Below are 20359 nucleotides of genomic sequence, written 5' to 3'. Positions count from 1 at the left end.
GGTGGTTGGCACTTTTGGCAGCAGTGGGGCACAACCACCTATGAATGGCGCCCGCAGGCGGTGTCAGGTGAAGCGTGACGTGAGTAGAGCCCGCAACGCCGCAATAAAAATCTCCCCGACCTTGGTGCTTCAGACCAGAAAGAGTCGGGGAGATGTTTGTATTTAAAGACCTAAACCTGGGACAGGTCCTGATCCTTTAGCTCCTACATCATGAGGATGGCGATGAGGGAGATGAAGCAAACGATAACCAGGTAGTAGCCCACGTAGCTCACGTTGTATGTGCTTACGAGCCACGTTGCGATGAACGGGGCCACGGCGGCGCCGAGGATAGAGGACACGTTGTACGCGATGCCGGAGCCGGTGTAGCGCACGTTGGTGGGGAAGAGCTCTGGGAGAACGGCGGACATAGGGCCGAAGATGAGGCCCATGATGAACATGCCAACGACCAGGAACCCAAGGACGGAGTTGCGGTCAGCGTGCGCAATGCCCAAGAAGTACGGGAAGCTGAAGCCGAAGGCAATCATGATAAGCGAGGTTATGGTCAAGATCGGCTTGCGTCCGTACTTGTCCGAGAGCATGGAGGACACCGGAATGCCGATGATGAACATGAAGATAGAGATCAGTTGGATCTCCAGGAACTCCAGGTAGGGGATGCCCAAACCCAGCTCCTTGGTCTTATCGCCAATACCGTAGGAAAGGATCCAGGTGGTGACCAGGTAAAATAGGGTGTAGCAAGAGACCATCACGAAGGTACCAATGATCATCGGCTTCCATGCTGTGCGGAAAGCCTCCACCATAGGGGTCTTGACCTTCTTGCCTTCATCAACGGCCTGCTGGAAAACCGGTGTTTCTTCCAGGCGCAAGCGGACGTAGAGACCGATGAGCACCATCACAGCAGAGGCGAGGAAGGGCAGGCGCCAGCCCCATTCCATGAAGGTGCCGGTGGTATCGCCGCGCGAGTAATCCATGGTGGCTACGAGCGTCAGGAAGAAGCCATTGGCCAGTAGGAAGCCGAAGGGTGCGCCAAACTGCGGCCACATGGCGGCAAAAGCTCGTTTACCTTCCTTCGCGGTCTCGGAGGCCAGCAAAGCTGCACCGGACCATTCGCCGCCCAGGCCCAAACCTTGGCAGAAGCGCATCAGGGCCAGCAGGGCCGGCGCGATAATGCCTGCGGTTTGGTAGGTAGGCAGGATACCAATGATAAAGGTGGCAATGCCCATCGTCAGGAGTGCGCCAACGAGCGTGGCTTTGCGGCCGATGCGATCGCCGAAGTGCCCAAAGAGCAGTGAGCCCAGTGGTCGAGCGATAAAGGCAAGGCCGAAGGTTGCAAAGGACTGCAGCAGGGCAACGGTCGGATCCTCAGTCTTCGGGAAGAAGAGGAAAGGAAAGACGGCTACGGCTGCCGTGGCATAAATGTAGAAATCATAGAACTCGATGGTCGTGCCAATAGTTGAAGCCACGGCCACACGCACACGGTCACGTTTGGTGAGCTGCTGTGCTGGGGCCGCTGCGTTTGGCGGTGTTGTGCTGACGGCGGTCATGTGAGAGGCGCCCTCCTTGATTATTTCGATAGGTCGATTGGTTGTGAGGGAAACACTACCGTTCCACGCAATGAAATAAAAGTCTCAATGGGTGAAAAATTTTTCTTGGGTAAGTTTTTGCATTGGGCGGGAAGTGGGCACGTCGATTATCTGACATAATGTACATTATCGGACAATGTTTAAAGCAGTGGGCCAAGCGTGGTCTTTTAGCTAAACCTGGCCGGGTCCAGTGCGGGCCTTGACCGTGAGGTGTCGGTGTCCGTGGATTGTTGTGGCGCTGTGACGGGTGTGCTGTCCCCATCTTGCCGCCGTTCGGTGCTTAGGTGTCGAGACGTCCGCCTTGCAGTTTCTGGAATGCTTACTGTTCCTATATTGCGCTGTTGTTGTGGCATGACACTTTTCTGCTGATGCGCGGCTTCCTGCTTTTGTCAGTTTCCGGGCAGTCCATTTGCGTGCTCTTTATTGGCCTCAAGCAATGCACTGTACGCGTACGGGGTTAACCGCTGACAGCTCGTGACGTTCCCAATTTGCATCCCCTGTTTGCCGTGCGGCCGAGTCCCCTTATCGCCCAAATATAGTCACAGTTACGTAATTGGCCTATGTTCCTCTGTGGCTGTACCGAGTGCGAGTTTTAGCGCTGACGGTAGGCGATCACCAGCTGTACCGCCGTAAGGACTACGAGTAGCACTGAGAAGGCAGCGAGGAGCTTCATGTCTTGGGTCCAAATGAAGATGCTGAAGCCTGCGAGCACGACGAGCCGGATCCACAGGACTGGAATGAGATGGCGAGATTTCATAAGGAACCGTAGCTATTTCTTCTCAAAAGTTACGCGGACATTGATCTCGCCGGTTTCCGAGATTCGTGCGGCGATCATCTCTGGAGTCTCAATTCCGTAGTCGAGACGGTTAACCGGAATATCGCCGCCCAGGATGATGGTGCCACCATCGCGAACCACCTGGAAGTCCTGCGTCACGCTCTTGGTTTGACCGTGGATGGTGAGGTCACCTGTGAGTGGGATGGTAACCAGTGAGCCGTCGTCAGGCACGGCGGAGACATCAGCCGGCTCGGTCAACGTAAAGGTGGATTCTGGATACTTTGAGACCTCAAAGAGCTTCGTCTTCATGTTTTGGTCGCGCACCTTTTTATCCGTGGTCAAGGAGGACATGTCCACGGCGATGCGCGCCTTCTCGACGATGCCGTGCTGAATGGTAGCCTGCCCGGTGACGTGCTTGGTGGAACCAGACGTCGTGCGCTTATCTGCCGGGAGGATTTCGTCGATAGTAAACCCTGCTGAGGTGTGGTTATGTGCCGAACCTTGCGCCACCTGCCATTCGCCGTCGATGTCCGTTGTTGCGGCTTGGACCTTATCCGCGTTGATCGGCTCGGTCTGGACGCCACGGCCCATGATCAAAGAGAACGCTAGCGGTCCAAGGGCCAGTGCCGTTGAGGCCACAATCAGGATCACGAAGATGCTGACAATCAGTTTGCGGTTGCCTAGTACAGATTTCATGTGCTATCTCAATTCCTCAAGCTTGCGAGCCAATGTGACCAGTTCGGCACACAGTTCTTCCATTTCTTCAGCGCTGGCGCTTTCCGACGCCGCCGTGGCGACGTCCTCGGCACAGCATCGAAGCTCGAAGAGGCCGTCACGAAGTCGGTCGGCCTTCTCCGGAGTCAAGATGACAGCGTTGGCTGGAATAGGCGTCCCTGCGACGTTATGGCGCTGTTCGTACGCGCGTTGCTTGCACGAGGGCGAGCAAAACTTGCGAGGCCTTCCTCGGCCGCCCTGGGCGATCTCTTTGCCGCACCACTGGCAGGTAGCCGAGCCGCGCCTTGTTGGCTTTCCGGGCTGCGGATCCTGTGTACCAATCACCTCACACACCTTAGCCCATTAAACCGAGGGTGGGAACAAAGGCAGTGGGCCGTTCGTTATAATGATTGTTCTCTGGGTGATATGGGTCGACCCTGATCACTTCCCTACCTCAACACGTGAAAAGGATGATGTTGCATGGCAGATCGCGTACTCCGTGGCAGCCGCATGGGCGCAGTGAGTTACGAAACCGACCGCGACCACGACTTGGCCCCACGCCAAATGGTGAAGTACCGCACCGAAGACGGCGACATCTATGAGGTGCCCTTCGCTGACGATGCGGAGATCCCCGAGGAGTGGATGTGTAAGAACGGAAAACTCGGCACCCTGGTTGAAGGCGAAGGCGTCGAGTCCAAGCCCGTGAAGCCACCGCGGACCCACTGGGACATGCTGCGCGAGCGCCGCTCCATTGAGGAGTTGGATGAACTTTTGACCGAGCGCATTGAGAATCTTCGTTCTCGTCGCCGCGCGGCCGCCCGTCTGCTCAAGGAACAGAAGGCGCAGGAAGAAGGCGAAGCTTAGAGGGCTTCTAGGAAGCCCACAAAGACCACAGGGTAGCGGATCCACGATGATGTGGATACCGCTACCCTATTTTCGGCTTTAGGCCAGCTGGCGCGCACCGCGTTAGGAAGAAGAGCTATCGGGTGATTGCGAATTGAGTTCGGGCCATTGCAGCACTAGCTCGGCGAGATAGACCGCGAGAGCTGGGCCCAGCACCGCGAGGAAGAACAGGTAGCCTCCCCACTGCGCTGGGAAAAAGACGGGATACAGAACAAGCACTATGCCAGGCAATACTGCCAATAGAGTACGCGGTAGGTGCCCTACCGCCTTCATTATGGCCTGTGTGCTTCTTTGACGGAATCCGAGCCCCGGCGCATCGAGATGGAAGAACCATACGCTGACACAGCCCAATACGATAAGCCCCGAGATCAAGGCTGCACGCAGTATCAGGCCCATTGAACCCAGATCTGCCTTGGCAATAATGGCGAATTCATACGCGGCTAAGGCGGCGACGGCGAGGCAAATCAACCACCATGCGGTGTTGACCCCGGGACGCGTCAGAAGGCCCCGAACGAAGGCTGAGCCGCGGCGAGAACCTTCCTCCCGGACCATCTGCCCGGTCACCGCATGGGCGGTGCGCAAGGACATTCCCCCGGTGAACACGGGAAAGCACGTGATCACCAAGAGAACATTCACGATGACTAGGTCAGCGAAGAGGCTCAGAGCAGCGTAGAACTTCGATTCGGGGCCGAGCATGCGATTCATGGTTTTCTAACCTATCGCACCGGTTTAACCCTTCACGGCACCGGCAGCCACACCTTCGATGATGTGCTTCTGCGTGGAGAAGTAGAAGATGACGATGGGGATGATGGCCAGTACCAGCATGGCCATCATGGCACCCATATCGCGGTTACCGTTGGAGCCAACGAAGGACTGGATGACCACCGGGATGGTCTTGTATCGCGTGGACAGACCGATGACCAAGTACGGCAGCAGGTAGTCGTTCCACACCCACATGGCGTTGAGAATGGCCACGGTAATGGCAGTCGGCTTGAGCATGGGCCACACCACACGGAAGTAGTTTTGGATCGGCCCACAACCGTCGATCATCGCGGCTTCCTCGACATCCAGAGGGATGGACTTGACGAAGCCCGCAAACATGAACACCGACAGACCGGAACCGAAACCGAGGTAAAGCACCACGATACCGATCGGGTTGTTGAGGTGAAGCATGTCTGCAATCTTGACCGTCGGGAACATGACCATCTGGAAGGGGATGATCATGGAGACCACGAAGAGGTAGTACAGAAGGTTTGTCCACCACGTCTTGACGCGCGTGATGTAGTAGGCGGTCATCGCGGAGAAGAACACGATGACGATGACGGACAGGATCGTGATGATGAAGGACCACAAGGTCGCTTCCAAGAATCCCTGCTTGGTCAAGCCCACCATGAAGTTCTCGAAGCCGACCCACGTTTCACCGATGGGAAGCGAGAAAGGATCGGAGGAGATAGCGAACTTGGACTTAAAGGAGTTGATGAAGATGAAGAGGATCGGCCCAAGGAAGACGATGGTGAAGAACACCAGAATGGCGTAGACCACGAACTTGGCGCCACCAGACATCCGAGTCTTATTATCCGAGGGAAGCTGGTGGTCCTTCTTCTTCGAGGCCGGAACGGCCTGCGCTGAAGTGCTGGTAGTCATAACTTAAGCCTCGATTTCCTTGGAGCGGGTCGCGCGCAGCTGGAAGTAAGCGATGACGACCACAACGACGACGAAGATGACAGCCTTGGCCTGGCCGACCCCCTCGACATTCATACGGTTAAAGAGCGTGTTGACGATGTTGAGCGCCACCATCTCAGTTTGCCCGCCAGGAGCGCCATTGGTCAGCGCCAAGTTCTGGTCGAAGAGCTTGAAGGAGTTCGACAAAGTCAAGAAGAGGCAGATGGTAATCGACGGCATGACCATCGGAATAGTGACGTGGCGCAGCATCTCCCACTTATTGACACCGTCGAGCTCGGCAGCCTCGATGAGCTCGGGCGGGACGTTCTGGAGGCCGGCGATATAAATGATCATCATGTAGCCGATCAGCTGCCAGTTAAGCAGCATGATGAGGCCGGCGTAGCCAAACTTCCAGTCCGCACTAATCGTTGTGGAATAGTGCGAGAGCACGGCGTTGATCATGGTCTGCCAGGTATAACCCAGCACGATGCCGCCGATGAGGTTCGGCATGAAGAAGACTGTGCGGAAAAAATTGGTACCGCGAAGTTTGCGGGTCAGCATCCACGCCAGGAGGAAGGCGAAGACATTGACGGTGATCACGGAGACAATGACCACGAGGACAGTGAAACCGAAGGCTGAAACGAAACCTTCGCGTTGGGAGAAAGCTTTGGCGTAGTTGTCGATGCCAACCCACTTGGCGTTGGTGATGGTGGTGAACTTCGTAAAGGAAAGGAAGAAACCCACGATGAACGGCACCAAGAAGGCAATCATGAATGCCAGAAGGGTGGGCAAGACAAAGACTGGGAAGTACTTCTTCAGCGTTGCTTGCATGGTGGTGAAACCTTAATTTCTGGTGGTGCCACACGTGTCCTAGCGGGAAGGCGGCGAGGAGAGGAGGCTGAGGATGCGGAGAACCAGTCGCGCACGTGCTACCGGCGTGGGCCACAATCCCCACCTACTCCCCTCCCCGCCCTCCATTGCCGGAAGACGTTTGGCGAGGGGATTGGGACTTTAAAGATTTAGCCCCAGTTGGATTCCTTCTCAGCAGCCCAGTTGTCCTTGAACTGCTTGACGACGTCCTCCCACTTCAGCGTTCCGGAGGCGTATTGCGACAAGGCCTGGCCGAAGTCATCCTTGAATTGCTGCGACGGGAAGTACTGGAAATTCCACGGGTAGGTGGTCAGATCCTCGTTAGCGATAGCTTCCGCGACCTGCTCAGCAAGGGGATCATTCGGGGTGTCTTCAGCGGTGTAGCTTTCGAACGGTGCGATGAAGCCCAGGTCCTTCACCACGTGCTCCTTGCCAGCATCAGAGGTAAACAGCCAATCCACGAAGTCCTTAGTGGCTTGCTGGTCGACCTCAGAGGCCTCAGAGTTCACGCCCAAGTAGTTCTCGGTGCCGACGTTGATGCCGTACTTTTCTTCGTCTGGCAGACCCATGTACATCGGCAAGAACTTGATCTTGTCTTCCTTGACCACGTTGCCAGAGGTCTCGGAAATCTGGGACCATGCCCAGTTACCGTTCTGAACCATGGCGGCCTTACCCTGCGCAAACTCAGCCATGGAATCAGACACCGTCTTAGAAGGTGCAAGAGACTTTTCTACGGTGGAGTTATCAAGGTAGAGGTCGAAGAGATTCTTGTACTCCTTGTTGTAGGAGAACTCGATATCGTTGGTGTCCTCGACGTTCTTGTCCTGGTACTCCTGCCAGATCGGAGCGTTAGCCAAGTGGGTCTGCCAACGCCAGTCTTCACCGGAGGTCAGTGAGGTGGAGGCGAAGGCGCCCTCGATACCGAGCTCGTCCTTCTTTGCCTGCATATCCTCGGCGACTTCCTTGAGCTTTTGGTAGCTCTTGATTTCATCCGTGGACTTGATCTTCGCGCCGGAGGTGGCGATGTACTTGTCGAAGATCTCGTCGTTGTAGATGATGCCGAAGCCTTCGACGGCGAACGGGACGCCGCGTACCTCTCCGTCCTCGGTGGTTAGCGGTGGGATGTCGTCGGTGAGCTGCTTAGCTACCTCAGTGTCCGACATATCCGCCATGTAGTCTTGCCAGGTGATGAAGCCAGCAGGTCCGTTGACCTGGAAGAGAGTCGGGGCTTCATCCTTACCGATTTCCGCCTTGAGGGTCTGCTCATAAGAGCCGGAGGCGGCGGTAACGACCTTGACCTTGACACCGGTTTCTTCAGTGTAGGCCTTTGCGATTTCCTGGTATGCCGCGTCCTGTTCAGGCTTGAAGTTCAGGAAGTAAACATCGCCTTCCTCGTCGGTGGAGCCTGAGCATGCGACGAGACTTGCGGCGGCGAGCATGGATGCCATGCTGATGGATGCGATGCGAGTAAGACGCTTCATGAGGTCCTCATCTTTCTTGATGAAAAGCGGGATGGTGGGCCAGGGATAGATACCCGGCTCGTATTCGGTTGTGTCTGGGAGACCTCCCGTAACGAAGGCTTCTTCCCAGCGCCACCAAGTGCTTCATAGCGGATCGCAGTCCGACTATGAACTGGTTAGCCTGCCCTCCATCTTAGTGAGGTAGTCCACATATTCAAAAGAATTCGGACATAAAACACCCGATTGTGACCATATCCATATTCGGGCATGGAAACCCTCCCCATTTATGGGGCAATCGGGCTTAAAACTTACAAAAACATATAAAAAGCAGTTGAAAAAGTCTGGTTGGATTTGAGATTGCGGGCGTTGTTGGGACACGCGAGAGGTTATGACAAGTCTTCGTCTGCCGGGGGCGTGTTGAGGAGCCGGGCCTCAGCACGGCGGGCTGGTAGTACAGACGCCAGATAGGATGCCGTGGCCTCCGCGAGCGTGACGGCCTCTCCCCTTTCCTGGGCGAGGAACCAACGGTGATCGACTATCTCGTGGAAGATTTGTGCCGGCTCAAGCTTGTCTAGCATCTCTTCGGGCACGGCAGCGATAGTCGGCTCATACTCATGCGTCATCCACAAGTGCGCGGCCTGGGTAAGGCCGACGTGAGGCCCACATTCCACGGCCTGGTAGGCCTGGATGGAGCCCAGAAGGCGTTGGGCTTGATGCTCTTCGACGCTGAGTCCAGTTAAGCTCAACAGCTCTGCACGATAGTGACCCGGATCCACCACTACGGGCCGGATTCGTACTACCTGCCGAGAATCGTCCTTGGTTACCTTGAGCTCCCCTACATCAAAGCCCAGTTGGTTGAGGCGGTCGATTCTCTCGGAGACGCGCCAGTACTCACTGGCATCCACGGCCTCCTCAGCGGTGAGTTCTGTCCACAGCTCAAGATAGGAACTCTCGACAAGGCTGCCTAGTGTAATGACATCGATAGACCCATCCAAGCATTCACCCGCCTGTAGGTCCATGAGCTCGCCGATGATGTTGACGCGGGCAATGTCGACGTCGTAAAGCCTGCGTGATTCGGAGAGGTTGGGTTGGAACTCGCCCGTCTCGGCATCGACAAGATAGGCGGAATAGGTCTCAGCATCGCGCCGAAAGAGAGTGTTGGACAGTGACACATCGCCCCAGTAGAAGTTGAGCAGATGCATCCGCACCAACAGCACGGACAGGGCGCGGATGAGCTTCTCCGCTTCCACGACCGTGAGGTGCCGAGAGAAGATCTCGCGATAGGGCAGGGAGAACTCCAAGTGCTCGGTTACCAAAGCTGCGGTGAGTTCCCCGTAGTCTTCCTCTGCCGGATGGCGGCCGGTGATCACGGCTACGGGGCGCACACTGGGGGCGCCAAGGCGCTGCAGTTCACGCAGCATCTTGTACTCGTGGTGGGCGGTACGCGCACCAATTTCTTTGACCGCGACGATGCCACGGTTGATCCCCACGAACCGCACGATATGCCGGGAAATACCCCTGGGCAATGCGGCGATGAGAGCATCGGGCCACTGCTCTAAGGGTGTGTCCCAGGGCAGCGTCAGCAGTGCCGACGCGTACGTCGACGAGGTGATGCTCATGGACTCTTTCATGGTGAATCACTCCACCTTTTCTGCTGACTATGGCTGAAACTGTCCTATTCATTACGTGCCGCGGGGCAGCCGGCACGGGGCTTAAGGAAGGCGCTTGCCGGTCGACGCCGAGAAGTTGTGCTGGCCACCCTCCACGATGCGCGCGTGGAAAATGCTGCCCGGGGCCGGCGCGGTGTTCGGCGCAGCGCGGACGACGATTTGGCCGGACTCGGGGACGTCCTCGCTTGAGGAACCAAGGTCGCCCTCGCCCACCAGCTTGCCGTAGAGGAAGGAATCAGAACCAAGTTCCTCCACGAAGTCGAGCTTGATCGGGATGGAAAGATCTGTGGACTCGCCCTCCGGAATGATCTCCAGTGCTTCCGGGCGGAAACCGATGGTGATGCGGTCATTATCCTCGGGCGTCATCGCGGCAAGGGTTTCCGGGGAAAGCTCGATGCGAGCGTGGCCAGAGGTGGCGTCACCATCCTTGACTGAGAAGGTGCCCAAGTTCATGGCTGGGGAGCCGATGAAGCCCGCGACGAAGACGTTGGCGGGGCGGTCATAAAGCTCGCGGGGCGCGCCAACCTGCTGCAGGTAGCCATCCTTCAGCACCGCGATACGGTCACCCATGGTCAAGGCCTCCGTCTGGTCGTGGGTGACGTAGACGGTGGTAACTCCAAGCTTGCGCTGCAGGGCTGCAATCTGGGTACGCGTCTGAACACGCAGCTTGGCATCGAGGTTAGACAGCGGCTCATCCATGAGGAAGACCTGCGGGTTACGAACAATGGCGCGGCCCATGGCCACACGCTGGCGCTGACCACCGGACAGGGCCTTCGGCTTGCGCTCCAAGAATTCGGTCAGGCCCAAGGTAGCGGCTGCTTCGTCGACGCGCTTATTGATCTCGTCTTGGGACTTGCCGGCGATCTTCAGTGCGAAGCCCATGTTCTCGCGCACGGTCATGTGTGGGTAGAGAGCATAGTTCTGGAAAACCATGGCGATGTCACGGTCACGCGGTGCAACGTGGGTGACGTCCTTGTCTCCGATGTAAATGGCACCGTCAGTAACGTTTTCCAAACCGGCCAGCATGCGCAGTGTGGTGGATTTACCACAGCCGGAAGGGCCGACGAGGACGAGGAACTCGCCATCAGCGATTTCCAGGTTGAATTTCTTGACGGTGGGTTCCTTTGCTCCCGGGTAGGTCAGGGATGCATCTTTGAACGTTACGGTTGCCATAGCAAAATCTCCTCCATCGACAGGTACGTGCCGAACGATCCGTAGTGTGAGAAACAGTGAAGTAAATCACTGCGCACCAGCTACAGTGCTATTTACGACATTAGCACTAGTACTGGTAACTACGGCAAAAGCCCGGAAACCATAACGGGCTTCCGGGCTGGTTCTTATTCCTCACGCGCGTGTATGAGGCGCCATGAGCATCAAATTAACGCTTGAGGGTGCCTTTCACCAGGTTGGAGACTTCGGAAACAAAGTCGGCCACGGCATTCTTTGCCGTGTTGACTTTCGGGCCAAGCTCCAGGTCCTTGACCGTGCGGGAGCCGATCTTCGAAACCTCCGAGGTGAAATCGCTGATCTGCTCGGAGCGGTGAGCCACGCCCCACTTGGTTACTTCGAGCAGGGAATCCTTGACAAAGGAGCCGTCCAGCTTGGATTCGCCAAGCTCGCGCTCGGTAAAGGTGATTGGAACCTCGCGGACATCGAAGCCATCCTTAATGGCGCGGAAGGCAACGTCCACCTGGAAGATATATCCGGCGTTGGAGAGCTCTTCAAAGTCGAGGTGTTCAAGCAGCTCGCGCCGGAAAGCACGGTAGCCAGCAGTCATGTCATTGATTCCGGCACCCAGGGCAACCGAAATGTACTTGTTGCCCAAGCGGGAAAGCAGCTCGCGGTTGGCAGGCCAGTTCACTGTCTCTCCGCCCGGTACGTAGCGAGAGCCAATGACCAGATCTGCGCCCTTCTCGATTTCCTCAAGCAAGAGGTGGAGCTGCTCCGGCGCGTGGGAGCCGTCGGCGTCCATTTCGCACAGAACCTGGTAATCCTTCTCCAGTCCCCACTCGAAGCCGGCGATATAAGCGCCAAGAAGGCCGCCCTTGCCTTCACGGTGTAGAACGTGCAGGTGAGAATCCTCAGCGGCCAGCTTGTCTGCGGCCTCTCCGGTGCCATCCGGGGAATTATCGTCCACGATCAGGATGTGAACCTCGGGAGTGGCCTTGCGCACGCGGCCGGTGATCAGCGGCAGGTTCTCAATCTCGTTGTAGGTGGGGATGATGACCAGAGTAGATTCGTGGGTCGAGCTCACTAGTTCCTTGCTCCTTTAGGTTTCTGCTTTAAGACGCGCTGCGTCTTCCGGACAAGCGGGTGGAATAGATCGCAAGCAGCGCGCAGACCGTTCCAATAATAGTCATGAGCCACTGCAGGAGCGAACCATAACGCACCGCAAATGTACGCCCTTCTCGCAGCGGAAGTTCCTCTTCGAGATAAGCCGGTTCAAAGATACCGCTGTCTTGGCTCACTGAACCATCGGGGTGCACGATGGCTGAGACTCCAGATGTGGCGGCCACAACCACGGCTCGGTCCGCTTCTATCGCGCGCAGGCGGCTCATGGCCAGCTGCTGGTAGGTCATGTCAGAATCACTGAACGTGGCGTTATTTGTCGGCGTCGTGAGAATCTGTGCGCCGTTATCGATTGCCGTTCGGAACGCCTGGTCAAAGCTGACCTCATAGCACGTAGCAACGCCCACTGCAGTCCCGGCCATGGTCACCACGCCTGACCCGTCACCGGGCTTCATATCGCCCGCTAGGTCTACCAGATCAGTGATCTTCCTAAAGAAATCGCGCATCGGCATCGTCTCACCAAAGGGCTGCAAGTACTTCTTGTAGTGGTGTTGCCCCACCGAGCCGTCCGGGTTGAATACCTGCATAGTATTGCGCGCGCCGACCTCATCTCGGGTGAGAGTTCCGACCAAGATGGGGGCGTCGATGTCGTGGGCGGCGCCGTCGATAAGCGCCCGTGCGTCCTCGTTGGCAAAAGGATTGATGTCGGAGGAGTTCTCAGGCCAAATGACGATGTCTGGCTCAGCGCCATCCTGGGCTGCCTGCTCAGTGACGCGGACGTGGTTATCCAACACTGCGCGGCGTTGCGCTGCAAAGTCAAGGCCCAGCCGCGGGACGTTTCCCTGGACGGCGGCTACCGTGACCGTGCCTGTCGTGTGCTTAGGTCGATTCACGCCTTGCGCTGCGATGAGCCCTGCAAGAAGCGGCACCGCCAGCAAGGCACAGGCCAACCGTGGTGCGCGCGCAAGTCCCACCACACCCGCGGCGACGCAGACGACCGCAAAGCTAATGAGCGCAGGCCCACCCCATGGGGCAAGGTTGGCAAGCGGCCCTTCAATCTGTCCCCACGCCAGACGTACCCAGGAAAACCCTCCAAAGGGCACGGAGGAGCGCAGCATTTCCACCGCCACATAAAAGAAGGGAAAAAGTGCGAAGCCATAATTCAGGCGCAGCAACGCTGCCCCGCCGACGCCGAGGAGGATGCTGTACAAGGACAGGAAGATAGCGAGCGCAATATAGGGCATGTTGCCCACGAGCTCACCAATCCACGGCAGGGTGAATAGATACAAGACAGCGCTATGGACCACAGCGATGAGCGCCGCCCACCCTAAATGCAGGGGCTTTCGCCAAGGAGATAACGCAGCCACCAACATGGCCACCCCAATGATTCCCGCAGCCCACCAGCCGCGCGGCTCCACCGACAGATACGTGACCGCGCCCGAAAGAGCTGCGAGGACAAGCCGGGCACACACAGCGAGCACTATTTATTTCCGTCCTCAAAGTCTTCGGGCTTGACGTGTTGGGTCCATGTGCGGATTTCATCTTCATCGAGGACTTCGTGCGTTTGGTCCGCTTGTCCCCTGCTTCCCATGGCGCTGCCGGCAGCGCCCGCACCGAAGTTTCCAAAGGATCCATAGGAGTCGCGGTGCTGCGCCATGGGTGAGGCCTCGTAAACGCGCACGCCCATGTCTTCGATTTTCCGGAACATCGACGCAGCAAGAAGCGTGCGGATGATGGAACGCGTTGGCGCAAAAATGAGCAGAACCCCGATGATCGTGGAGACGAAGCCGGGCAGCGAAAGCAGGATTCCGCCCACCATAGTCAGGCCGACGTTGCCGGCTGTTTTACCTGGAGTGGGATCCTCCATTACATAGACTCCGTCTTCGGTTTGGCGGATGCGGCTGACCATCATGCGGCGAACTTCCCAGCTGGCTATCGTCATACCGAAGAGCATGGTCAGCGCCAAAGCGAGCAGCGCCCACAGCACACCAATCCACTCGGCAACTGCCCAGAAAGCCAGGGTTTCGAGGAGGATGTACGCGATGAACAGAAGAAACGGCATGCAGCCCACCATACTTGCTGGACCTGCCGGTTCGCTGGAGACCCTCCCGGAGCGATTAGACTGACCTACCATGTCCCTCCCCGAGTCGAAGCATCCCGAATCCGATACCTTGCGCTTCCATCCCGCCGGCGGTGTTGTCACCCCCGAGCAGTGGCTTGCCCTAGGCCAGGCCGCCAGGGAATGTGGCGATGGCCATGTGTACCTTGAGGAGCACAGCGTCATCAGCCTGCGCGGCATCCGCGATGAGCAGGTGCTTGGCGACGTCCCCCTGCCCACCACCGACGCCCACGTGCTGGCCTCTCCCCTCTCCCTTCATGCACGCCGTGTGGCGCAGCGCGTTGCTGATGTCCTGGCCGAAGCTGAAGGAGCCTCCGCCGCTCTCGACCAGGATGCAGTCTTTGGTATCGATGGTGGCGCGGGCGATCTCATCTCACACGGTGTGGCGGCTGGGCTCCAACTATCCGGTGCTAGCACTGGAGAAGACGAGGACGCCAGCTCCGCGCGCCTCATCCGAGAGGGGGCGGTTACCGGTCCGGTCCTAGAACTAGACGATGCGATTTCTCAGCTCGTCGACTACGTGCTCGAGCTATCTGCTCAGCGCCCTGAAGCCATCGATGGCTTCCCCTCACCGACGCGTGCTGCCTTTGCCGCGCCGACCTTGCCCATCGGCTGGCTGACCGAACACACTGAGCCCGGCCGCGTCGATCTGGGTGCGGGCCTGCAGGATGGCGTGCTGCCTGGGGAGTACGCAGGACTCATCGCCCAGCTGGACGCGTCGATTTCAGTAACGCCGTGGCGGGGTTTGGTCATCCACGATTTGCCCGAAGGCGATGCTGACGTCGTCTTGCGAGTCCTTGCCCCGCGCGGCTTCATCTTTGACGCTAACTCTCCCGCCCTCAACTCTCCCGCCCTCGGGCATCACTAGCGCGGCATGTGCCGCCAGATTGGCCGTGGGACCAGCTTCATGATCCAAGCCAACACCTGAAGCCTCCGAGGGATCCATAGCGTGCGGGAGACCGGCCGTGAATCCGACGGGGACCCGGTACCCGACGAGGACTCGATGGCCTTCACCACAGCTTGTGCCACGACGTCTGGGGTCACCGACAAGGGCGCGGGTTTCATCCCCTCAGTCATGGATCCGATGACGAACCCGGGGCGCGCGGTGATCAGGGCTAGGTCGCTGCCCTGCAGCCGATCCGCCAAACCCTGGCAGAAAGCATCCAGGCCTGCCTTGGTCGAGCCATAGACATAGTTGGCTCTGCGCGCACGCCAGCCGGCAATGGACGAAAAGGCCACGATGTGGCCCGTGGTCATGACATCAGCGAGCACGGTGAGCATGGATACCTGTGCTGCATAGTCCACCAGTGCTATGTCGAAGGCGTGGGCCTCGTCGTGCTCGGCGCGTTCCTGATCACCCAGGATTCCGAAGGCGACGACTGCTGTTGTAATGTCCTCACCCGCGAGTGCTGAGGCTTGTTCGATGACCGCGCGGTGGGAGGAGACATCCGCAGCGTCGAAAGATAGCGTGTGCACGGAAACCGCCCCTCTGCGGAGAAGCTCTGTGGTGAGTTCCTCCATACCGTGCTCACCCCGTGCGGCAAGTACCACTGGGCGGCCTGCGCACAGCCGACGCGCAAGCTCGCCGCCGATATCGCTGCGCCCGCCAAGAATCAACAGCGCACCAGTGCGTCTCATTAGCGTAACCCCCGCGGTGCCTGGTTCAGGGACTCACACCCGGATTCAGTGGTCACCACGATGTCTTCCAGACGCATGCCCCACTTACCCGGCACGTAGATACCCGGCTCAATAGAAAAGGCCATGGACTGGGAAAGCTCCAGCTCATTTCCCTCCATGATGAAGGGCTCCTCGTGCGTGGACAAGCCAATGCCGTGCCCAGTGCGGTGCGTGAAATACTCGCCCCACCCAGCATCATCGATCACCTTGCGCGTGGCGCGGTCAATATCCTGGGCGCTCGCCCCCGGGCGTGCGGCAGCTCGTCCGGCAGCCTGGGCCTTTTCCAACACCGCGTAGGCCTCCTGGAAATCGGCGGGTGCCGCAGAGGGGGCTGCCCCCACCACATAGGTGCGGGTGCAGTCAGAGTGATAACCGGACGGCAGCGTCCCTCCGATATCCACCACCACGGGATCGCCCGCGCCAAGTTCTCTGTCCCCATAGTCGTAGTGCGGGTTCGCCCCGTTTGGGCCGGAACCAACAATGATGAAGTCCACCTCTCGGTGCTCGCGCAAAATGAGTTCCCGCAAATCAGACGCTACCTCGGCCTCAGTGCGTCCCGGTTCTAAAAGACGCGGGACCTCGGCGTGCACGGCATCGATAGCCGCCGCGGCAGCGCGTAGCTCCGCCACCTCGTCTGGGTCTTTGCGACTAAAGAGCTCAGCCAGTGCCTCAGTAGCTAGAAGGTATTCCACGTGCGCTACATCCGGCGAGGACGGATCTAGCTGGCTTCGAATTGCGGACTGGAAACGCAATACGTGATCGGCGGTCAGCGAGGAGCCCAAGGCAACGATATTGGGGCGCACGCCTTCCAAAGCCAGCGCATAGGGATCCTTCCCATCGCTCCATCCCACTAGGTGGGCTGCAACGCCCTGAAGCGACTCAATGTCGGTGTTGGGGGCGACGATTACCGGTTCGGCATCGGGGCGGATAACCAAGCAGGTCAGGCGCTCGTGGGAGGAAACCCACGAACCGGTGAGGTACGCGAATTCGGCACCTGTCCCCACTAACAGGATGTCGATGCCCTTAGCAGCGGCGATAGTGCGGGAGCGGCTCAGTCGGGACGCATAATCAGTCATGACAGTTAGCCTACCGCCCGCCTTCGTCCGGTTAAGCTGGGAGGCGTGAATTCCCATCGCGCTGCCGTCAAGATCCGTAATCGCTCAAGCTATTGCTCGGGAGTGCTCATCGATGCGTCCTTAGGCCCCCGCACCCAGCAGGCAACCCGGTTGGTTCTGACCTGCGCGCACTTTTTCCGCAGCGGCCTTGACAGAGGGGAACACTACAAGGTGAGTGGCGGGTTCAAGCGGCGCGTGGCCGCCGTGCGCACGATTGACGGGACCGACATGGCGCTGTGCTTGCTAGACCGGCCGGCCCCTCCCCGGGACCTTCCTGGGCTTGCAAAAAGCACCCCACCATTCCGCGCCCCAGTCACCACCTGGGGATACGGCGGAAAAGCTCGCCGTGCCCAGCAACGCAGTGGGCTTTTTCTCCTTCCCTTCTTCCGCACCTGGTCCATTGACTTCCGCACCACTGTCTCCCCCGCCGGATTTGTTTTCAACACGATTCCGGCAGTCAAAGGTGACTCGGGCGGTCCAGCTGTAGTCGATGACGCCGTCATCGGTACGCAAGCCCTCATACTTAACCCGCTGGGGCGCAACCTCAAGCTCGCCACTGTGGCACTCGTTGCGCCCCACCGCCAAGCACTCGCGGCGGCAGCCACGGCACTGCTTCGCGGTGGCTCCGAAAACCAGGCGCTAGGCCTAGGCGCCGATGGCGACGACGCCGCGCTGGATCGCGTCAATGGCGCGCCGGGCATTTCGGCGAATCTCGTCCTCGTAGCCGGTCTTGGCCACCTGCTGGAGCAGGTCGATGACCTGTCGACACCAGCGGACAAAGTCACCGGGGGTGAGTTCCGCGCCGGATTCGTTTGCCGCGGCCATGCAATAAGCCAAGGGGGCGCCCGCGGTCCACTGGTGGATGGCGAGCGCAAAGGCAGGTTCCGGTTCACGGGTCTGCGGCAGGTTATGGCGCTTCTCATCAGCAACAAGCTCTCCGTAGATGCGCCAGGTTGCGTTCATGGCGTCCGCCATCTCGTCGGTTGCTGCGCCAGGTTCGCCGCGGGTGGCCTTGCGGTTTTCGAAGACACAGAGCGAAGCCACACCAGCGAGCTCCGCCGGGTCAAGCTCGTTCCAGATACCGCGCTTGAGGCATTGTGCAACCAGGAGGTCGGATTCGGAATGGATCTTGGCCAAGCGCTCGCCTTCGTCCGTGATGACCGGTTCGCGGTTCTCGCCATAGCCTTCGAACTCCACGTAGTCCATCTCTGCCAACAGGTCCACGATGCGCTCAAACGTGCGGCCAAGCGTATCTGTGGCGCGCTCTACCTTGGCCTCTAGTCGCGCCAGTTCTCTCTCGCGGCGCGCCAGCTTTTGTGCCACACCGGCCAATTGCTCGCGGTCGGTCGCCGGCCAATGGTGCACCGGATGTTCGCGGAGGGCATCGCGCAACTGCGCGATCTTCTTGTTGGGGCGATTGCGCGGCTCGGTGCGCATCTTCTTCGGCCGCTTGTAGTAGTCACGCTTAAAGGCATCCTGCACATACCGGGTATGACGGCGCGGATTCTTTTGTGCTGCGCGCGGTAGCTTCATGTGGCCGACGACGATTGGCGGATTATCAATACCGGCCGAATCGATGCGACCAGACCACCCCGTCTCTGTGGTAACCCAGGGGCGCGGATCAGCAGTCTGGTTTGCCGGGGTAATGACGACGGCCAGCGTTGGGCGCTTCTTCGTGGCGATAGCGATGACCTCACCGACCTGCAGCCGGGCAAGGACCGCTGCGACCTCCTTGTGCCGCTCCTCCTTCTTGGAGGCCCGTGCTGACTTTTCCTCCTCAGTTAGTGCGCGGCGCAGCCGCATGTAGTCCATGAGGATCTCAGCTGGGTCCTCGCCATCGGTGACCGGCGGAGCCAAATTATCCACGGCCTCATCCAACTGCGTGCGAAGCTCGCGGACGCGGTGCTCGGCACGCTCAATCTCGCGGGTTTCCTCCACAACGGATCCATCCGCCTGGAACTGGGCGAAAGACTTTTCTAACAGGCGCAGCGAGTCATCAAAGCCGAGCATGCCCAGCAGGTTAATGGCCATGTTGTAGCCAGGTTCGAAAGTAGAAATGAGCGGATATGTACGTGTCGAAGCAAGACCAGCCACCGCGGTGGGATCCATAGCTGGTGCCCACTGCACGACGGCATTGCCCAGGGTATCGATGCCACGCCTGCCTGCTCGACCGGTGAGCTGCGTGTACTGGCCGGGAGTGAGGTCCACGTGTGCCTCGCCGTTGAACTTCACTAGCTTCTCCAGCACCACGGTGCGCGCCGGCATATTGATGCCTAGGGCAAGGGTTTCGGTGGCGAAGACTGCCCGAACTAGGCCTTTCACGAAGAGCTCCTCCACGATGTGCCGAAAGGCCGGAAGCATGCCTGCGTGGTGAGCAGCAAAGCCGCGCGAGAGTGCCTCGCGCCAACGCTTGAAGTCAAGGACCTTGAGGTCCTCTTCCGGGATGCCTTCCACGCCTTTATCGACGATGGCCTTAATCTCGGTGGCCTCCTCCGGGGAGGTCAACACCATGCGGGAGCGCAAACACTGATACAGCGCACCATCGCAGCCTGCGCGGGAAAAAATGAAGGTAATCGCCGGCAGCATCTCCATGGCCTGCAGCTCTTTGAGCACCTCCGGCCTGCCAAGCGGACGGTAGCGGTCCTGCGCACGGGGCGCGCCGCTGCGCCGATCACTGTGCCGGTCGTGGCGCCCGCCGCCTTTGTGACGGGCGCGGGCGCGGAAGCTCGCACGGTTCTGGGCATAGTCTGCGCGGCCATTATCGGTATCGCCGGTCTCCAGGCGTTGGATGCGCCGCGCCAGTTCAGTGTTTACCTGTCCGCCTGAGTCGGGTTCGAAGAGCGGATAGATTTTGCGGCCGACCATCATCCACTGATCCAGCGGTACGGGGCGTTTTTCGGTGACGATGACCTTGGTGTCACCACGTACGGTGGTCAGCCACCGGCCGAATTCCTCGGAGTTGGATACCGTTGCGGATAGACCAATGATGGAGACGTGCTCCTCCAGGTTGAGGATGACTTCTTCCCATACTGCGCCGCGTGAGGCGTCGGCCAAGAAGTGGATCTCATCCATCACCACGTGGGTCAAGCGGTCCAGTGCGCCTGAACCCGCATAAATCATGTTGCGCAGGACCTCAGTGGTCATCACGAGGATGTCCGCGGAGGAGTTGATGGAGACATCACCGGTCAGCAGGCCGACCGCATCCTCACCGTGTGCGTCAACCAGGTCGTGGTATTTCTGGTTACTCAGCGCCTTGATGGGTGTGGTGTAGAAACAGCGGGTCCCTTGGCGCAGTGCCAAGGACACGGCGAACTCACCCACCACGGTTTTACCCGCGCCGGTGGGCGCGCAGACCAGAACGCCGTGGCCGGCTTCGACGGCTTGGCATCCTTGGATTTGGAAATCATCCAGTGAGTACGGAAGTGCTTGGGTGAACTCGTCCAGATGCGTCAGTGTCATAAGTCCCCAGGGTACCTGTCAGACACCGCCTGCTAATACGCCGGTCCCTGGTGTCAAGCGGGAACG

General features: G+C 58.9%; 18 protein-coding genes. 2 read left to right on the top strand and 16 right to left on the bottom strand.

Annotated elements, in window-relative coordinates; all coding sequences use genetic code 11:
• Nucleotides 1-203: 203 nt before the first annotated feature.
• The 4 genes from HMPREF2896_RS03600 to HMPREF2896_RS03590 all read right to left on the bottom strand — a co-directional run bounded on the left by HMPREF2896_RS03600 (nucleotide 204) and on the right by HMPREF2896_RS03590 (nucleotide 3414).
• On the bottom strand, nucleotides 204-1541 hold the full coding sequence (locus tag HMPREF2896_RS03600; RefSeq protein WP_070717794.1) for an MFS transporter: 1338 nt from the start codon (nucleotides 1539-1541) through the stop codon (nucleotides 204-206).
• A 631-nt stretch (nucleotides 1542-2172) separates the two neighbouring features.
• Nucleotides 2173-2337 carry a hypothetical protein gene (locus tag HMPREF2896_RS12810; RefSeq protein ID WP_168163667.1) on the bottom strand — a complete coding sequence of 55 codons (165 nt, stop codon included), beginning with the start codon at nucleotides 2335-2337 and terminating at the stop codon, nucleotides 2173-2175.
• A gap of 12 nt (nucleotides 2338-2349) precedes the next feature.
• A complete protein-coding gene (locus HMPREF2896_RS03595) occupies nucleotides 2350-3051 on the bottom strand; it encodes a YceI family protein (RefSeq protein ID WP_070717793.1) in 702 nt (233 codons plus the stop codon).
• Nucleotides 3052-3054: 3 nt separating this feature from the next.
• Nucleotides 3055-3414: a hypothetical protein gene (locus tag HMPREF2896_RS03590; protein WP_070643601.1), complete on the bottom strand. Its 360-nt coding sequence runs from the start codon at nucleotides 3412-3414 to the stop codon at nucleotides 3055-3057.
• Between the two features lie 135 nt (nucleotides 3415-3549).
• On the opposite strand from HMPREF2896_RS03590, the gene HMPREF2896_RS03585 reads away from it, so the two are divergent.
• Nucleotides 3550-3933 (top strand): RNA polymerase-binding protein RbpA, encoded by a 384-nt coding sequence (locus HMPREF2896_RS03585; RefSeq protein ID WP_010186588.1) that lies wholly within the window; start codon nucleotides 3550-3552, stop codon nucleotides 3931-3933.
• A gap of 102 nt (nucleotides 3934-4035) precedes the next feature.
• Here the strand turns inward: HMPREF2896_RS03585 and musI are convergent, their stop codons facing one another.
• The 9 genes from musI to HMPREF2896_RS03540 form a co-directional block, all read right to left on the bottom strand.
• Nucleotides 4036-4677: an ABC transport system MusEFGK2I component MusI gene (musI, locus tag HMPREF2896_RS03580; RefSeq protein ID WP_070511924.1), complete on the bottom strand. Its 642-nt coding sequence runs from the start codon at nucleotides 4675-4677 to the stop codon at nucleotides 4036-4038.
• A 24-nt stretch (nucleotides 4678-4701) separates the two neighbouring features.
• The gene (locus tag HMPREF2896_RS03575; RefSeq protein ID WP_070643599.1) at nucleotides 4702-5616 is read right to left on the bottom strand and encodes a carbohydrate ABC transporter permease; all 915 of its coding nucleotides are present in this window, start codon (nucleotides 5614-5616) and stop codon (nucleotides 4702-4704) included.
• 3 nt (nucleotides 5617-5619) lie between these two features.
• Nucleotides 5620-6465 (bottom strand): carbohydrate ABC transporter permease, encoded by an 846-nt coding sequence (locus tag HMPREF2896_RS03570; protein ID WP_070511918.1) that lies wholly within the window; start codon nucleotides 6463-6465, stop codon nucleotides 5620-5622.
• A gap of 188 nt (nucleotides 6466-6653) precedes the next feature.
• Complete coding sequence (locus HMPREF2896_RS03565; protein ID WP_070511914.1) at nucleotides 6654-7985, bottom strand: ABC transporter substrate-binding protein; 1332 nt, start codon at nucleotides 7983-7985, stop codon at nucleotides 6654-6656.
• Nucleotides 7986-8350: 365 nt separating this feature from the next.
• The gene (locus HMPREF2896_RS03560; RefSeq protein ID WP_070717790.1) at nucleotides 8351-9595 is read right to left on the bottom strand and encodes a DUF4032 domain-containing protein; all 1245 of its coding nucleotides are present in this window, start codon (nucleotides 9593-9595) and stop codon (nucleotides 8351-8353) included.
• An 81-nt stretch (nucleotides 9596-9676) separates the two neighbouring features.
• Complete coding sequence (locus HMPREF2896_RS03555; RefSeq protein WP_070643590.1) at nucleotides 9677-10807, bottom strand: ABC transporter ATP-binding protein; 1131 nt, start codon at nucleotides 10805-10807, stop codon at nucleotides 9677-9679.
• Between the two features lie 205 nt (nucleotides 10808-11012).
• On the bottom strand, nucleotides 11013-11888 hold the full coding sequence (locus HMPREF2896_RS03550) for a polyprenol monophosphomannose synthase (protein WP_070643588.1): 876 nt from the start codon (nucleotides 11886-11888) through the stop codon (nucleotides 11013-11015).
• A gap of 28 nt (nucleotides 11889-11916) precedes the next feature.
• Entirely contained in the window at nucleotides 11917-13404 is a 1488-nt protein-coding gene (gene lnt / locus HMPREF2896_RS03545) for an apolipoprotein N-acyltransferase (protein WP_070717786.1), read from the bottom strand.
• Nucleotides 13404-13985 carry an FxsA family protein gene (locus HMPREF2896_RS03540; RefSeq protein ID WP_070710627.1) on the bottom strand — a complete coding sequence of 194 codons (582 nt, stop codon included), beginning with the start codon at nucleotides 13983-13985 and terminating at the stop codon, nucleotides 13404-13406. Before HMPREF2896_RS03540 ends, lnt begins: the two co-directional genes overlap by 1 nt.
• 70 nt (nucleotides 13986-14055) lie before the next feature.
• Between HMPREF2896_RS03540 and HMPREF2896_RS03535 the strand changes: the two genes are divergently transcribed.
• Nucleotides 14056-14910, top strand: coding sequence for a cobalamin biosynthesis protein (locus tag HMPREF2896_RS03535; RefSeq protein WP_070710626.1), 855 nt, complete (start codon nucleotides 14056-14058; stop codon nucleotides 14908-14910).
• Here HMPREF2896_RS03535 and HMPREF2896_RS03530 read toward each other — a convergent pair.
• The 3 genes from HMPREF2896_RS03530 to HMPREF2896_RS03520 form a co-directional block, all read right to left on the bottom strand.
• Nucleotides 14907-15680 carry an SDR family oxidoreductase gene (locus HMPREF2896_RS03530; protein WP_070710625.1) on the bottom strand — a complete coding sequence of 258 codons (774 nt, stop codon included), beginning with the start codon at nucleotides 15678-15680 and terminating at the stop codon, nucleotides 14907-14909. The two genes, HMPREF2896_RS03535 and HMPREF2896_RS03530, sit on opposite strands and share 4 nt — an antisense overlap.
• A complete protein-coding gene (locus HMPREF2896_RS03525) occupies nucleotides 15680-16795 on the bottom strand; it encodes a M24 family metallopeptidase (RefSeq protein WP_070717784.1) in 1116 nt (371 codons plus the stop codon). Before HMPREF2896_RS03525 ends, HMPREF2896_RS03530 begins: the two co-directional genes overlap by 1 nt.
• A 684-nt stretch (nucleotides 16796-17479) precedes the next feature.
• The gene (locus tag HMPREF2896_RS03520) at nucleotides 17480-20293 is read right to left on the bottom strand and encodes a DEAD/DEAH box helicase (protein WP_070717780.1); all 2814 of its coding nucleotides are present in this window, start codon (nucleotides 20291-20293) and stop codon (nucleotides 17480-17482) included.
• Between the last annotated feature and the right edge of the window lie 66 nt (nucleotides 20294-20359).

Origin of the sequence: Corynebacterium sp. HMSC069E04, from assembly GCF_001813175.1 — a bacterium.
In the GTDB taxonomy this organism is placed as follows: domain Bacteria; phylum Actinomycetota; class Actinomycetes; order Mycobacteriales; family Mycobacteriaceae; genus Corynebacterium; species Corynebacterium aurimucosum.
The sequence above is the reverse complement of the archived record's forward strand: the minus strand, read 5'-3'. Positions and strand labels throughout refer to the sequence as shown.